The following is a 15934-nucleotide window of genomic DNA, read 5'->3' as shown; positions in this document are numbered from 1 at the left end:
GCGGTTCCATAAAATTAATCCCTGATGTGGAGAGTGACGGATGGCGGCATTTTCGGCTGGCCGATAAACGCCGTGCGTCCGATACAGGATCGGGAACGATCACCCAGCCGCATTCCCTTCGCCTGATCCGGCGCGAGATCGAGTCGCAGATCCCAGGCAAACTGATCGCGCAACAGGAAGGAAATAAACATGGTCAACGCCTGATGGTTTTCACCCTCCGGTAAAAAGGAGAGGTAACGGACCATAGAAAGATTGCCGAGTCGCAGCAGAAATTTTCCGCTGCGATCCGGTACTCTGGCGCCAAGTGTAAAATTAACGCCAATCACCGAGCGGCCCGGCACATACCCGGCGGTCTTCCGTTTCGGATTACGTACGCCCAGCCGGTTCTGCTGTGCAGGATCAATCGCCACCTTACGTAACTGCCAGCTCTCAATGCTGACATCCGACAAATCGAAGCAGTGACTGACCAGATTGCATACCACATCCGGTGAGCGTCCGGGGGTCGCCAGTATTCCGGCGTAAGCCAGCATCTTGCTGTGATTGATGGCAAGTCTGTCACGCACGCTCTGGTTGCCTAAGCCCACCAGCGCATACATCCGCTGAGAAAACGCATCGGTTCCGCCATTTCGAAAACAGATGTAATAGCGGTACTTGCGCCAGGCATGGTAGGCAAACTGCGTCCAGCGGTGACTGAACAAATCGAGGAACGCTTTCAGTCCCTCTTCATTCTGCGCGGATTCCCGTGCCATCCGGTCCAGATAGTAGCCAGGCAATGGCGACTGACTGCCGGAGAAGCCCAGAAATTTAGTGGTCAGAATAAACTGCCCGGTATCGTTGCGCTCAAGCGTACTCAGATCACTGCCCGGAAAAGCAATGCTGGCATCAGATTTGAACAGCGCCACTTCCTGCTCTGGCTCAGTGCGCAGGGACGGCTCACGGTCTGCTCCACCATACCGGCGGTACAGTAACTCCATCAGCACATAAAAATTCATCCCGCGCACATCCGGGAGCGATGACGTTTCCCCTACATCAGGGCGTGCTGGCCTGTGTGTTGCCATTCCCAGGACTCCTGACTTTCCGTGTTAATAATTCTGAGGCAGTGGAAGGAATTAATGCTGGCGTACAACGCGAAAAAGTACGACAGCACGGTACCCAGCAGGTAAATTTCACCTTCACAGACAAAGGGGGCGGGGTTGATCCACAGCGTGGTGGACAGACCGCGAACCGGCACGCCCTTAAACAGGCGGTCCACCGGGTGGGATTCCATTTTTTCGATGGCGTCGAGCTTCTGCGAGGAGAGCCGTGCCTGCTGCGGATGGTGGATGCCCGGCATATCGAAGGTGCGCAGCACCTGAATCAGCGCCTCCCTATCCAGCAGCGAGAGATAGTTCAGATTCATGCTGGAAATCAGCGACCAGTGCATATCGCCGTCCGTTACCGGATACAACGGACGGGTCGGGCGCGTGACGTTACTAAACGATGCCACCGCCGGATTTTTATTGACAGGCACGCAAATATCGCCGGTATGCAGTGACGCAGGTAACATCCGGTTGGTGCAGACCAGCGAGGCGGTGAATACTTCGCCGCTCAGCCGGGAAGAATCGGGCAGACTGCCATCGGCGTGAACAAAGGCAATAGCGTGATCCAGACCACGATGGAACAGGGAGGTTCTGGTGCGGTGATGCCAGTAGACGACTTCACGCTGACGGCTGTATTCGATCTGATGCTGAAACCCTTCAAACTCAGGCCAGATATGTATTGCTTCATCAGGACCAGGAGTTTTATCTGATGCTGCAACCTTACTGGAAACCGTCTTCACCTGGAAAACATCATAGTGTTCCGGGTTCTGTTGACTGGCCCGTAACGCATATTGTGGTGAACTGTCGTCCGGCCTGACAGGCTCAGAATGGTGGGTGAACAAATTCACCACCGGCGTACAGTACAGGCGCAGTGAATCTTTGCGAAGCTTGATATCCACAGGCAATGGCAGATTAAAATGCAGACGCAGTGTAAACGCGCCGATCGGGAAATCTGCCGGTAGCGACGTGGCCCCCTGCAAATGAAAGAAGAAAAAACTCTCCGGGTAGCAAAAATACTCCTGAAGCACCCGGTAGCCGCTATGGACGTTTTTCGGCCACGGCAGCAACGCATCTTCCCGTTCAAACCCGGCAGCATCCAGCCATAAATCCGGTAGTGGAATGCGCCGCTCTCCGGCCACCAGTTCCGCATCCATTAACCGCTCACTGAACCATAAATAAAGCTGCTGGCGGGTATAGTCATCTCCGTTTCCCAGCCAGAAAGTGAGCTTGTTCAGATCCAGTGTGTCGGGAGAAACGCTACCTTCGGTGAAAAAATCAATGTCAATGTACCCTTTTTTCAGCGTGCTGGTGTTACGTACATCGCGGATATGTAACGGTTGCAGCCAGACATTACGTGCCAGGGTAAAATGGCAGGCAGGAGACGGGGTAACATCATCCCCGGCCAGGATCTTACGTCCCGATGACGTCACACGAACCGGGCCTGAGCAAATCAGTTCATCACGACAAACCTGAACAGGCGCAGAAAACTGTGTCGCAACAGGGCTGTATTCAACCACGGCCATTGACGGCACAGGACGCAAATAATTGGGCCACAGCATATTAATCAGGCTGTGCGTAAACTCCGGGAACTCATCCTCCAGCTTTTGCCGCAGCCCGCCGGAAAGGAAAGCAAACGCCTCCATCAGGCGTTCAACATCAGGATCGCCCTCTTTCTCGGCCACAAAACGGGCTAGATGGGGTTTTTCACGACCAAGAAGTTTGCCCAGTTGACGCAGATAGTCCAGTTCTTCGCGGTAATAACGCTCTTCGAAGGCCATCAGTTTTACTCCACGCACCAGTGCTGGTGGTTATCCAGCAGAATGTCAAACTCCAGAACATCCTGCCTGTCGCTGAAATCCAGATATGCCATAATATGAAAACGCAGTTCCAGTGGCGCATGGCTATCCTCTGTGGCAGCAGTCACCGCCACATCCGATATCCGGGGTTCGTAACGCAGAATACAGTTCTGAATTGCCTGAACCGTCCATTCCCGGATGTTCTGGCGATCAGGTGACCTGTCGTTAAAATCAGCGATCCCCAGCTCCGGTGAGCCATAACAGCTACCAGAACGGGTGTTGAGGATATTGCGCAGGTTATCGCGTACAGAATGCAGCAGCGCCGCCTTTGGGCGCTGGCGTGAAGGCGGTTTTGCCGCCTCCCCGATACGTTCAAACAAGCTGTTCCCAGACTCCCGCTCCGTTATCATAGTGACTACTCTTTATCCAGACGTCCGACCAGTGATAACTCAAACGATGCCCCCATATACTTGAAGTGAGGTCTGACGCTCAAAGCCACCTGATACCAGCCTGGTTCACCTTCCACATCAGAGACTTCAATCTTCGCCTGACGCAACGGTTTACGGCTGCGCACGTCAGAAGGCGGGTTTTCCTGGTCGGCTACGTACTGGCGAATCCAGCCATTCAGCTCACGCTCCAGATCGCCCCTTTCTTTCCATGAGCCAAGCTGCTCGCGTTGCAGCACTTTGATGTAATGCGCCAGCCTGTTAATGATGAAAAGATAGGGAAGCTGCGTACCGAGTTTGTAGTTGGTTTCGGCCTCTTTCCCTTCCACAGTGTTAGGGAAAACTTTTGGTTTCTGAACCGAGTTGGCGGAGAAAAACGCTGCATTATCAGAGCCTTTTCGCATTGTCAGGGTAATAAAGCCCTGCTCTGCCAGCTCATATTCACGCCTGTCGGTAATGAGAATTTCAGTCGGAACTTTGGCCTGAAGCTGACCCATTGCTTCATATAAATGCACCGGCAAATCTTTTACCGCGCCACCGCTTTGCGGACCGACGATATTTGGGCACCATCTGGTGGACATGAAACTTTCGGCCATGTTCGCCGCCAGAAGAAACGCCGTATTCCCCCACAGATAATGCTCGTGATTTTTGCTGACATCCTCATGATAGTTAAAGCTCTTGACCGGATTTTCATCCGGCGCATAAGGATGACGCAGCAGGAAACGCGGTGCCGTCAGACCCAGATTGCGGGAATCTTCAGACTCGCGCAGCGAACGCCATTTGGTGTAAGCCGGGCCTTCAAAAATGGCGGAGACATCCTTAATGCCGGGAAGTTCGGTAAACGAATCCAGACCAAAGAACTCCGGCGATACGGAAGACAGGAACGGGCAATGCGCCATTGCGCTGACGGCGCTGATGTATTTCAGCAACTTCATGTCAGCAGCGGTATTCTCGAATGCGTAGTTACCAACCACTGCGGCAAACGGCTCACCGCCAAACTGGCCAAAACCGCTGGAATAGACGTGCTGGTAGAACCCTGACTGGGTGATTTCTGGTGAAAATTCAAAATCATCCAGCAACTCTTCCTTAGTGGCGTGCATGATGTGAATTTTGATATTTTCACGCGGATCGGCATGATCAACCAGCAGTTTCAGTGAACGCAGGAACGACTCCAGTTCCTGAAATTCCGGGGCATGGAGGATCAGATCCATCTGGCGTCCCATGCGCGCATCAATATCGGCAATCATGCCGTTGACAGCCAGGATATCGACAGACTCTGCCTCATCATCCTGCAACAATGCGGTGATAAAGGCAGTCACGCCCTGACGGGCGATATCGTAGCTTTCTGACGCAGGTTTAAAACGCGTCTGCGCCATAATCTCATCCAGCAGGCTGGGCGTGGCGACCGGTGCAGTGGAAGCGAGCGCTTCCGGTAAGGTAGTTTCTGACATACTGAAATCCTTGTACAAGTTATTTCCGGCCCACGAGGCCCAGCTCTGCAATCAGTTGCTCGCGGCTCTTTTCGTCAGCAAGCAGTGCCTGAAGTTGCGCACGGAAGGCTGGCATATTGCCCATTGGCCCCCGCAGAGCCACCAGCGCTTCGCGCAGCTCCAGCATTTTGCGCATCTCCGGCACCTGGGCAGCCACATTGTCCGGTAACAGATCGGCCAGCGATTTTACTTTCAGGTTGACGTTCATGCGCGCATCAGGGGTTTCGCTAAGCGCAGAGGGCACCGTAAAATCACGCCCGATACCCGCCTGATCCAGCACGGCGTTAAAATTGTTACGATTAATGGCAACCGGCTGGCGTTCATCCAGCGGTGTGTCGTCTGTACCCCCCGTCAGATTGCCGGTTACTAATAAATTAAGTGGCAATTCCACTTCTGCTATCTGATTTCCCGTTTTCGGCTGAAACCTTATATTTACACGTTCTTTCGGGGCAATACTGCCACTGCTGTCATTTTTTCTGCTGCTCATAAAAATAGTCCATCAGGTTATTGTTCGCGCCATGAACACAGCATGCTCGTTACTGTAAAAGAATTACTGGTAATGCCGTTACCGTGGCAGTAAAAGATGAATTTCACACCCTTCCCAATTCTGCATTTTACGCTGAGCGATAAAATTTAAAAGATCTTTTTCTTCTAATGAAACAGGGGTATGATTTTGCCACCCAGTACGATGGCATAAGGCTGAATGCACGTCATCGGCGGAAAATGGAAGGTGAACCGCATTCACAAAAAACTCAATAACGCACTGATTTTAAAGCATTTGACAAATATCCACGAGTAATAATTATAACGGAATCCTATATATCAATTTTATAAATGAGAAAAACGAAATAATTTAAGGAATATCTAACAGATTTTTCTCAAGAAAAATAACAAATGAGATGGATATAATATTATTCATGATAAAAGGACATCTTCAAAATAGATAAAAAACACATGCGAGATAAATCTATCTGGTTGTCTGCCAATATATTAAGTTTAAATTAAAAAGACATTCAGAGATTTTAAACCGTTATGTTTGGGGTGCCACATATCAGGTTTATCCGTAAACCGGATACCGAAGCATGATGCGACTCCCGGAGTGAGCCGCATTATTATCGGCCTGTCGGGAGTTGACGGCAGACCACTGGAAATAGTTGTTAATAACACTCACAAGGAGCACTATAAATGCCAACTCCATGTTACATTTCAATAACAGGCCAAACCCAGGGCAATATCACCGCAGGCGCATTCACTGCCGATTCTGTCGGTAACATCTATGTGCAGGGCCACGAAGACGAAATGCTGGTGCAGGAGTTTTTGCACAACGTCACCGTGCCTACCGACCCACAGTCTGGTCAGCCAGCCGGTCAGCGTGCGCACAAACCGTTCATTTTTACCGTGGCGCTGAACAAAGCCGTTCCGCTGCTGTACAACGCGCTGGCGTCCGGTGAAATGCTGCCGAAAGTTGAACTGCACTGGTGGCGTACGTCTGTGGAAGGTAAACAGGAGCACTACTTCACCACCCGTCTGACAGACGCGACGATTGTGGATATGAACCTGCATATGCCGCACTGCCAGGATCCGACACAGCGTGAATTCACCCAGTTGCTCGCCGTCTCGCTGGCGTACCGTAAAGTTGAGTGGGAGCACATCAAGTCCGGCACCTCTGGCGCTGACGACTGGCGTGCGCCGCTGGAAGCGTAAATGTGGTTTATGTGAATTAACAGCATTCTGTCCTGACGGGCAGGGTGCTGTTTTTGTTTTGAGCCGTTGTAAAAGGGCTGTCAGTAAGGGGTTACATTTTTCATGGGAGATGGCGGACGCCGGAAACTTCGGCGGTAGCGTGCCTGAACACAAGCGTAACACTGTACTGTCACAGCCGCTGAACCGCTGGCTGTCTTTTTTCCTGTCACCATCAGGGAGGTTATATGTACTAAAAAGAACTGAGCTCTACACCTGAAGTGGGATAAATAGCTGTGCCGAATAATTGGGCAGTTAAAGGAAAACCAGCCAGGGTTTATGCGTACCAGGCAATCGCTAAATAAAACGAATCATCAATCGGACTGAACAATACTTCTCATAACATCACTATATCTTACCAAACAACGTTCTATACAGAAAACCGTTTAGACCACACAAGATAAAAATCACACCCGCAAACTTATGTCCGTGCTGATGTTGCAGGGTGAGTATTAAAAGCATACTTCTTGCACAGCGACATTTTGAGATAGTTTACAAGAAAATCAATGCGTTAATTAGAGTTATAATAATATTCCCATGTATTTTTAGTTATCAATAACATACAAACGGTCTAACTATGGAAAACGATTATTATAAAGTAACTGAAGAGTTAATTCATGCAGGGCTTGATGCAATATCAAAGTCCATAAAAGAACGTGAAAACAAAGCCAGGGTAAGAGAATCCATATTTTCTGACTTGCAGGAAGCTGGAATAACTGTCAGAAAACGAAGTGACTGGAAGGCAAAAAATGCCCCAGGAACAGATGGCGAAGACTGGAACTATCCCGCAATTGTGATACATCATGCTGGAAATAGTTATTCCTGTGATAAGGATGGGGACGTTAAAATGCGTCAGGCAGAAAAAACCGACATTAAAAATTTTAATCACTTAAGTTATCATTATGCGATAGATTGCACAGGTGTAATTTATGAAGCTCTGGATATAAGAGAAAAGGGTGCTCATCTAAAAGGCGCAAATACAGGAAAAATTGGTATAGTTTTTTTATCAGACTTTAGCTTACCAGGTGAAGCTTCACAATATGGCCCCTCCCGATGGGGCTCATTAAGTGAGTTTACCGGGCAAATAAAGGATGACTGGGATTCATCCTTTGACATACCAACCACTAAACAGAAAGCATCTATTGATGTTTTAGTTAAAACTCTTATAAAATTTTTCCCGATCACGCAATTAGGAGGACATAGGGAATTTGCTTCTTTGAATGACTTAGGTCGATCTTGTCCGGGAACTTATGGACTGCAGATTGCGGCTAATCTCAGAGCAAAGTTTAAGCTAACCGCCCCATAAAATAGCTAGTTAAATGTAAAACAAATATACTTAAGGAAAATATCACATGCGTATTTCTTCATTGTGTGGTTTCATTATTTTACCTGTTCTTTTATATTTCCTAATTGGAGTAGATAAGCAACCATACTATGAAGAAGGCGATACGCCTTGGGTTCCAGTCTTTTTCATTAAACATACTATATCATCAAAATTAATTTTTGAAATACCTGTTTCTCCTGCCGTTATATTGAGGGACACCTCATTAACTCAGATTGAATATAATGAATTTTATAATTACTGTCAGGTGAGATATGGAACCAAAATTCCCAAATGTAGAAAACAAATAAAGAAAAAACTTCTTATCAATGGATTCTACATCCCTGAGTGAATGACACTGATATTTATTCCAAACCCGAACGGAGTCCATAAAGTATATACCAACCAAAAGCGAACCGATTAAAATATAAAGATTAATATAAATTGCAGTATAATCATTGATAAAATTGATTAATTTTACAGAACATACATCATCAGATTTTTCATTCATCTATTCAATAATAAAACAAAAAGCATAGGGAGAAGAACCATATAGAACGATTAATATATTAGATCATATTATTCTTCTTAATTTTCAAGAGGATTCCAAGTAAATCCGGTGCCAACGACTGGTTTCACACTTTTGAGATATAAGTCAAATCAACGACAGACAGCCCTTACGGGTATTGTGGACTGCGCGCAACCGTAACACTGTACTGTCACAGCCGCTGAACAGCGAGCAGTCATTTTTCCTGTCACCATCAGGGAGGTAATATGCCGATAAAAGGACTACGTTTCACTCTGGCAGTGGACGGACTGCCGGAAATGACCACCGCGGTGGTCAGTTTTCGACTAACTCAACATTACTCAAAACCTTTCCAGCTAAAAGTGGATATTGCCAGCGGTCTTTCTGATCTGACAGCAATCGATTTTCTTGAAAAAAAAGCGGTGCTGACAATCTGGCAGGGAATGGAGCCACAACGCTATATCAGCGGTATTGTTTCTGCCGTAACCCTCAGTGAAAACAATCACTGGCAGATGGGGTACCATATAATTATCTCACCACCACTCTGGAGAAGCGGTTTACGCCAGAACTTCCGTATCTTCCAGCAGCAGGATATCAAGGCCATCTCCTCCACCCTGCTCACTGAAAATGGCATCACTGAGTGGACCCCGGTTTTTTATGAATCACATCCGGCGCGCGAGTTCTGCGTTCAGTACGGCGAAACCGACCTCGCCTTCCTGACCCGCCTGTGGTCAGAGGAAGGTATCTTTTACTTTGACTGGAACGCCCCGCAAGGGCCGGAGCAAAAGCTGGTACTGTGTGATGATGTGGCGGGAGTGTCGTCATTGGGAGGCATGCCATTTAATCCGAATACAACGGCAGAGGCATCCACCGAGCATATCAGCCAGTTCAGGTATCATGCGCAGATACGGCCTTCATCCGTCGAAATTCAGGATTACACCTTCAAAATGCCCGCCTGGCCTGGCTATTACAGCCGTGCCGGAGAGAATCTGAACGGCCAGCTCACACAGTATGAAATCTTCGATTATCCGGGACGTTTCAAGGACGAATCCCACGGACAGAACTTTGCCCGCTACCAGATTGAGGGCCGGAGACATAATGCAGAGACAGCAACAGGTTACAGTAACTCACCAAAAATGTGGCCAGGGAAGCGCTTTACACTGACAGGACATCCATCAGTATCGCTGAACAGAGAGTGGCAGATTGTGAGTAGCGTACTGGCAGGAGACCAGCCGCAGGCACTGCACGGCAGTCAGGGAACAGGAACCACTCTCAGCAATCGTTTCGAGGTTATCCCTGCCGACAGAACATGGCGTGTTCCTCCCCTGCCGAAGCCCTCCGTAGACGGCCCCCAGAGCGCCATCGTCACCGGCCCGGCCGGGGAGGAAATCTTCTGCGATGAACATGGACGAGTGCGGGTACGCTTTCACTGGGACCGTTACTGTCCGGGGAATGAGGACAGCTCGTGCTGGGTACGGGTGTCGCAGGCATGGGCGGGTACGGGATTTGGCAACCTCGCCATTCCGCGCGTGGGCCAGGAGGTTATTGTGGACTTCCTGAACGGCGACCCGGACCAGCCCATCATCATGGGAAGAACCTACCACCAGGACAACCGCTCGCCGGGCAGTCTGCCGGGCACGAAGACACAGATGACCATCCGCTCGAAAACCTATAAAGGCAGTGGTTTTAACGAACTGCGCTTCGACGATGCAACAAACAATGAAGAAATTTTTTTGCATGCGCAGAAAAATATGCAGGTGAAAGTACTGAATAGTAAGGATGTACGGGTTAATTATGACCGCACTGTCAGTATTGGTCATGATGAATCACTGGTCGTGGCGAATGACAGAAAGGTTACTGTAGAAGGGAAACAGGATCATAAAACAACAAAGGATCATATCACTCTGGTTGAGGGTAATTATGGTCTGGAAGTCAAAGGCGACCTGGCACAGAAAATAAGCGGTGCGCTGGGTATCAGCGTACAGGGTGATATTGTTTTGCAGAGCGACAGCAAAATCAGCCTGCGGGTGGGCAGTTCGTTTGTAGTGATACATGCGGGAGGTGTGGATGTCATGGGAACGAAAATTAATCTTAACGGTGGCGGAACCCCGGGCGAAGTTATCCTGCCAATGCGCCCAATGATTCTTAAGGCCGCGGCGGGAAATGGTACCGTATTTGTTTCACATTGCCCGAAGGAAGATTCAAACTAATGGAAATTATTCCTGTACAATATGCTATTGTAGATGGCGCAGTGGAAGAAGATTTGCTGGATTTTTTGCAGCAAAATAATCCGCCACACTGTTGCCTGTTTCCGCCGCCAGTCCAGTCAGACCTGGCCGCGATATTACCTTACTTGCTGGAGGTCACACCGAAAGTAGCCAGTTGGCTGGATACAAAAGAAACGCCCTGGGGGATATATTTTTATTCATATAACAAAATTCATTTGTTAGTACAACATTTCCGTCGTTATCTGTGGGCAAGCATACCAGAACAGAGTAAGCCAGTGTTATTTCGGTTTTATGACCCCCGTAATATCTGGGCACTGGTTAATGTAATGACGCCTTTTGAACTCTACAAATTCATTGAACCTGTCAGCAAAATAATTACACAATATCCAGAAGAAAGGCGGGAAGAGGATTTTTTTAAACTCCGTCAATCAGGAAAAAGAAATATTACGGGTAAAAACAATGCGATACTGACCTTCACCCAGCGACAATATGACCTGCTGAACAGACAGGCACAAAAAAATTATATAAAAACACTAGAATTATATATACACAATTATTATATAAAAAAATCCTCATTACCTCCTGAGAAGTTGGATCAAATCTGTCATTGTGCTGAGAATTATTTCTATTTCTGTCAGTCACTAAATATAACTGACGATAGATCTATCAGAGGCTTAATATATTTACTTCTGGAAAATGAAATTTATGATAATGCAGATATTCCAGATAAGTGGATTAATATATTAAATAATAATGAAACGGCAATACATCGTCAGGTTGAATCATTGCTTCTACAGGAACTGGGATTTATCCCTCAGTAAGGAAATATTATGTCAAAACCATCATCGACTGCCGGCAACGCCTGCGTGGAATGCGGTATTCCTGATCCATGCCTGATGGATGTGATTACTGATTTTCCTGAAAATAAAGAACATCATGTCTGGTCCAGAGAGGGCGCAGTCCACTTTGACCTGCTGGATGAAGGCGAAGGATGTGATGGAACCATAACTATTAAGAGTAAATGCGATAAAAGCGGGTGCCCGGAGGCGTGGCTGGAAGAGCATAAGGATGGAACGTCTCACTCATTAACCTCTGATGGAAAGCCAAATAAAGTAAAACTTTACCACGGTGGTGAAAAAAATGGGTTAAGTATATTAGAGGCATTCGGCAGCCCATGGGAATATCTCAGCTCAATTACTCAGCCAGGAGACGTTTTTGATGAACCGGCTCATTATACGGTTGTGGCAAATGGATGCTACGAATGCGGAAGGTATGTTGAAATTGATGTCTACCCTACCATAGAAATACGTTTTACTGTCGGATTAAGCTACGATCTTATTTCATCGAAAAGAGAACGAACGATCAAAGAACGGCGTGATGAGCAGATAAAATCCCGGCAAGCCATGGATAATACTCAGCCCAAAAATAAAAATAAATTACGTGACGGATGGACATATAAAACAGATCAGTTTGAGTTCATGAACAAAAGTGCGCTGAATGTAGATTTCGGATTAAAAATTTGCAATGTGGAATATTCACATAAGTATGCGGAAGAAATCAAAAAACTGCGCAAAACCAAAGCACTTGAGCAATTAAACAGGGCCGATCGGTTAGTTGATAATCTTAATACCTATTTTGCCCCTGATCCAGAAAGCAGAAACAAGACGCGAGAATACTCTGTATTTTCATTTAATGCAGAACCGCTAAAAATCGGCGTGTCTTATGCTTACCAGTATACCGATGTAAAAGAAGGCCCATGCCATTATTTTGGATTGTATGGGAAGCCCTTTCTGGAAGCAAAGCTAAAATTTGATATTATTCAGTTTATCTGCGCCTATTGTAAAATCGATAGTTTAGTTGGGCGATGCCGAGCCTATCTCAAAAAACACGGCACCAGTGTAGAGTGTTATATAGAAGTAGCTCCTGGAGTTAATTTAAATATCGGGGCAGCATACAGCAAAAAAGATGATAAATGGACATTCAAAGTTCTTAAGGAAAATCAGTTATATTTAGGTGTAAAAGGTGTGGTAAGTGCCACCTTTGAAGCCGAAGTTTTTGTGGTGGAGCTAAAAGCAGAGGCGGAAGGTACTATCGGTGCAACGGCAGGTTTTGCTCTGGACGAACATGATAATGGTATGGATCTGGTTCTGTATCATGACGGAATTAAGGGAACGTTTAAATTTACTGCTGATGTAGGATATAAAGTAGGTAACAAAAAGGAAAGCAAACTGCTATCTAAAAAAAATAATAACATTGAAGAAGAGTGGCAATTATCTTCCCCTTTAAAAACTGAAGACTCGCCTTTACGTATTAATTTATATGGTAAAGAACGTGTTATCTCTCATCCTGTGATTACTCCTCCTGTCTATTTTGAACCGTGGGCGATGGGTTCCAACCCGAACTGGAATAAAAACGATGAAGATAAAACTGGATATAACGGAATTCCACAAAACTGAGGAAGAAACATGAAAATGAAATATATCATTCCGGCAATCATATTAACAGGAGGTATTATGTCATTAACAGTCTTCGCCGGTAGTCAGCCGCAGAAACTGCGTAGCCTGTTTAATATCCAGCAGGCTTACTGCGCCATTAAGACTAATGGCGTTACCGGATTCAGCAACCGTGATTCCGCCTGGCGCGGACGTGGCGGCGGAATTTCCAGCACCAACGCCTTAATGCTGATGGAAAACGGCGAAAATGAAATCAGCCTGGAGATTGGCGCGCTGGGCTGGTTTTCTGATAAGCCCCTCTCCCCGGAAGAAAGGGGGCACTTTGCTCCACAATCCGCTTGCAGTCTGGAGCTGGTGCGGTTTAACGGAGAGGAAAAACAGACGCTTTCATCAATAAAAGTGTCCATCAGTCCACAGGGTTTACCTGAAGCACAGCCTGACAGTTCACATCCCGTCACCCGAACCAGAATTCTGGCGGAGCAGGTCACCTCCGGGCATATCGATCCCGATTATTTTGATAGCACCTATTTTCCACAGGGGATGGAACTCTACCGGTTTACACAGAAAGTAACGGTAAGCGGTATTCCGGACTGGGCATGGGTAAAAGCTGAACCTTTTACTGGCAGCAGCGAGCAGATGCAAAAATTGCGGGCAGCCTACAGCAAGATGGCGGAAATTATCAACAGCCGGGATCGAAACCGCCTGAAGGCCTATGACAAGACAGCGCTGAAAGCCTGGTCTGCGACAACCGGCGACAGCGAAGATGAAATACTATTATCACAATATACTAAAGATAAGCTCGAAGGTGGAAAAGCCTGGATACTCCCCATTCGATGGGAAGATTATGATGTGCGAATCATGAACAAAGGACGTATGGTGCAGTTCTATAATAAATCAGAGCCCACCTACTCCCCATTAACTTATAAATATACTGATAAAGATGGCGAGGAGTTTATGGGATTTTATGCTCCCGTTTTCTCGCTTATTAATGGGAGGTTTGTTCCGGTTACTTAACATCACTCATACAGATTAATTTTTATATCAACAACTTGATAAAAAACCTATAAACAGGCTTCATATCAGTATTAAACCTATATTCCTTTCGACTGAAATGAAAACTAATTATCACCAGTTAATAAAATCACCGGAAAACATTATGCCGCCAGCCGCTAAACTATCAGATAAGGGAACTCAGCATGATGGTTATCACGAAACCGTTATTACAGCAGGTTCCCCCACGGTATTTATCGACGGACTCCCCGCTGCCCGTATGGGTGATCCGCTGACGCCTCACGACAAACCCAAACATCCTCCTCATCCACGAAAAATAGCCAGTGGTTCAGGCACCGTATTTATTGACGGCCTGCCTGCCGCCAGAACCGGTGATGCCATTGACTGCGGTGGCCTGATTATTGGTACTGGCACAGTTAATATTGGCTGAGATATCAGGGAGGTTATATGTCATCAAAAGGACTGCGCTTTACGCTGGAAGTGGACGGGCTGATGGCGACAGCCACAGCAGTGGTGGGCTTCAGCCTTTACCAGTGCCATTCCACTCCCTTTGTTCTGGAAGTGGATATCGCCAGCGGTCTTCCTGACCTCGTGGCAACCGATTTTCTGGAAAAAAACGCCGTACTGACCATCTGGCAGGGCATGCTGGCCCAGCGTTATGTCAGCGGCATCATCAATGAGGTCACCCTGGGGGAAAACAACCATTGGCAGATGCGTTATCACCTGGTCATCGTCCCTCCCCTCTGGCGCTGTGGCCTGCGGCAGAACTTCCGTATCTTCCAGCAACAGGATATCCAGGCCATCTCCTCCACCTTATTGAATGAAAATGGTGTGACGGAGTGGACCCCGGTGTTTTATGAATCACATCCGGCGCGTGAGTTCTGCGTTCAGTACGGCGAAACCGACCTCGCCTTTCTGACCCGCCTGTGGTCGGAAGAGGGTATCTTTTACTTTGACTGGAACGCCCCGGAAGGGCCGGAGCAGAAGCTGGTACTGTGTGATGATGTGGCCGGGGTATCCTCTCTGGGGGAAATACCTTTCAACCCGAACACCAGTACGGAAGTCGCCACGGAATGCATCAGCAGCTTTCGTTACCGGGCGCGCACCGGTCCTTCCTCCGTCGAAACCCAGGACTACACCTTCAAAACACCCGGCTGGCCGGGCTACTACAACCGTGCGGCCGAGAACCTGAACGGCCAGCTCACGCAGTATGAAATCTTCGATTATCCGGGCCGCTTCAAGGACGAATCGCACGGACAGAACTTTGCCCGCTACCAGATTGAGGGCTGGCGGCACGATACGGAGACTGCGACTTGTATCAGCAACTCGCCGAAACTGTGGCCGGGGAAACGCTTCACGCTGACGGAACATCCTTCAGAGACGCTGAACCGGGAGTGGCAGGTGGTGAGCTGTATGCTGACCGGCAATCAGCCTCAGGCGCTGCACGGCAGCCAAGGCGAAGGCACCACGCTGGATAACCACTTTGAGGCTATCCCTGCCGACAGAACATGGCGTGTCCCTCCCCTGCCGAAGCCCTCCGTGGACGGCCCCCAGAGCGCCATCGTCACCGGCCCGGCCGGGGAGGAAATCTTCTGCGATGAACATGGCCGGGTGCGGGTACGCTTTCACTGGGACCGTTACTGTCCGGGAAACGAGGACAGCTCGTGCTGGGTGCGGGTGTCGCAGGCATGGGCGGGAACAGGGTTCGGCAACCTCGCCATTCCGCGCGTGGGCCAAGAGGTTATTGTGGACTTCCTGAACGGTGACCCGGACCAGCCCATCATCATGGGAAGAACCTACCACCAGGACAACCGCTCGCCGGGCAGTCTGCCGGGCACGAAGAC

General features: G+C 48.1%; 14 protein-coding genes. 9 read left to right on the top strand and 5 right to left on the bottom strand.

Features of this window, described 5'->3' with window-relative positions:
- Positions 1–14: 14 nt before the first annotated feature.
- From tssG to tssB, 5 genes are read right to left on the bottom strand one after another with little or no spacing between them, the layout of a single operon-like run.
- Entirely contained in the window at positions 15–1058 is a 1044-nt protein-coding gene (gene tssG / locus OGY07_RS14280; protein ID WP_286601336.1) for a type VI secretion system baseplate subunit TssG, read from the bottom strand.
- Positions 1025–2857 (bottom strand): type VI secretion system baseplate subunit TssF, encoded by a 1833-nt coding sequence (gene tssF, locus OGY07_RS14275; protein WP_286601334.1) that lies wholly within the window; start codon positions 2855–2857, stop codon positions 1025–1027. Before tssF ends, tssG begins: the two co-directional genes overlap by 34 nt.
- A gap of 5 nt (positions 2858–2862) precedes the next feature.
- The gene (gene tssE / locus OGY07_RS14270) at positions 2863–3282 is read right to left on the bottom strand and encodes a type VI secretion system baseplate subunit TssE (protein WP_407208846.1); all 420 of its coding nucleotides are present in this window, start codon (positions 3280–3282) and stop codon (positions 2863–2865) included.
- Between the two features lie 8 nt (positions 3283–3290).
- Positions 3291–4772 carry a type VI secretion system contractile sheath large subunit gene (gene tssC / locus OGY07_RS14265; RefSeq protein ID WP_286601321.1) on the bottom strand — a complete coding sequence of 494 codons (1482 nt, stop codon included), beginning with the start codon at positions 4770–4772 and terminating at the stop codon, positions 3291–3293.
- A gap of 19 nt (positions 4773–4791) precedes the next feature.
- A complete protein-coding gene (gene tssB / locus OGY07_RS14260) occupies positions 4792–5298 on the bottom strand; it encodes a type VI secretion system contractile sheath small subunit (RefSeq protein WP_211934918.1) in 507 nt (168 codons plus the stop codon).
- Positions 5299–5996: 698 nt separating this feature from the next.
- On the opposite strand from tssB, the gene OGY07_RS14255 reads away from it, so the two are divergent.
- From OGY07_RS14255 to tssI, 9 genes are all read left to right on the top strand, one after another.
- A complete protein-coding gene (locus tag OGY07_RS14255; RefSeq protein WP_042289720.1) occupies positions 5997–6515 on the top strand; it encodes an Hcp family type VI secretion system effector in 519 nt (172 codons plus the stop codon).
- 613 nt (positions 6516–7128) lie between these two features.
- Positions 7129–7857: a peptidoglycan recognition protein family protein gene (locus OGY07_RS14250; protein ID WP_211934919.1), complete on the top strand. Its 729-nt coding sequence runs from the start codon at positions 7129–7131 to the stop codon at positions 7855–7857.
- A gap of 46 nt (positions 7858–7903) precedes the next feature.
- Positions 7904–8224, top strand: coding sequence for a hypothetical protein (locus OGY07_RS14245; protein WP_200035737.1), 321 nt, complete (start codon positions 7904–7906; stop codon positions 8222–8224).
- A gap of 422 nt (positions 8225–8646) precedes the next feature.
- Positions 8647–10608, top strand: coding sequence for a type VI secretion system Vgr family protein (locus OGY07_RS14240; RefSeq protein WP_286601311.1), 1962 nt, complete (start codon positions 8647–8649; stop codon positions 10606–10608).
- On the top strand, positions 10608–11447 hold the full coding sequence (locus OGY07_RS14235; protein ID WP_286601308.1) for a DUF4123 domain-containing protein: 840 nt from the start codon (positions 10608–10610) through the stop codon (positions 11445–11447). The genes OGY07_RS14240 and OGY07_RS14235 overlap by 1 nt, the downstream gene beginning before the upstream one ends.
- Positions 11448–11456: 9 nt before the next feature.
- Positions 11457–13082, top strand: coding sequence for a hypothetical protein (locus tag OGY07_RS14230; RefSeq protein ID WP_286601305.1), 1626 nt, complete (start codon positions 11457–11459; stop codon positions 13080–13082).
- A gap of 57 nt (positions 13083–13139) precedes the next feature.
- Entirely contained in the window at positions 13140–14093 is a 954-nt protein-coding gene (locus tag OGY07_RS14225) for a hypothetical protein (protein ID WP_286601872.1), read from the top strand.
- 142 nt (positions 14094–14235) lie between these two features.
- A complete protein-coding gene (locus OGY07_RS14220; protein ID WP_200036071.1) occupies positions 14236–14520 on the top strand; it encodes a type VI secretion system PAAR protein in 285 nt (94 codons plus the stop codon).
- A gap of 17 nt (positions 14521–14537) precedes the next feature.
- Positions 14538–15934: type VI secretion system tip protein TssI/VgrG (tssI, locus tag OGY07_RS14215; protein ID WP_286601303.1), on the top strand; the 1397-nt coding region annotated here is incomplete at its 3' end.

Origin of the sequence: Citrobacter sp. Cs237 (assembly GCF_030332325.1) — a bacterium.
Lineage (GTDB): Bacteria > Pseudomonadota > Gammaproteobacteria > Enterobacterales > Enterobacteriaceae > Citrobacter_A > Citrobacter_A sedlakii.
This window is presented reverse-complemented; position numbering and strand designations above follow the sequence as displayed.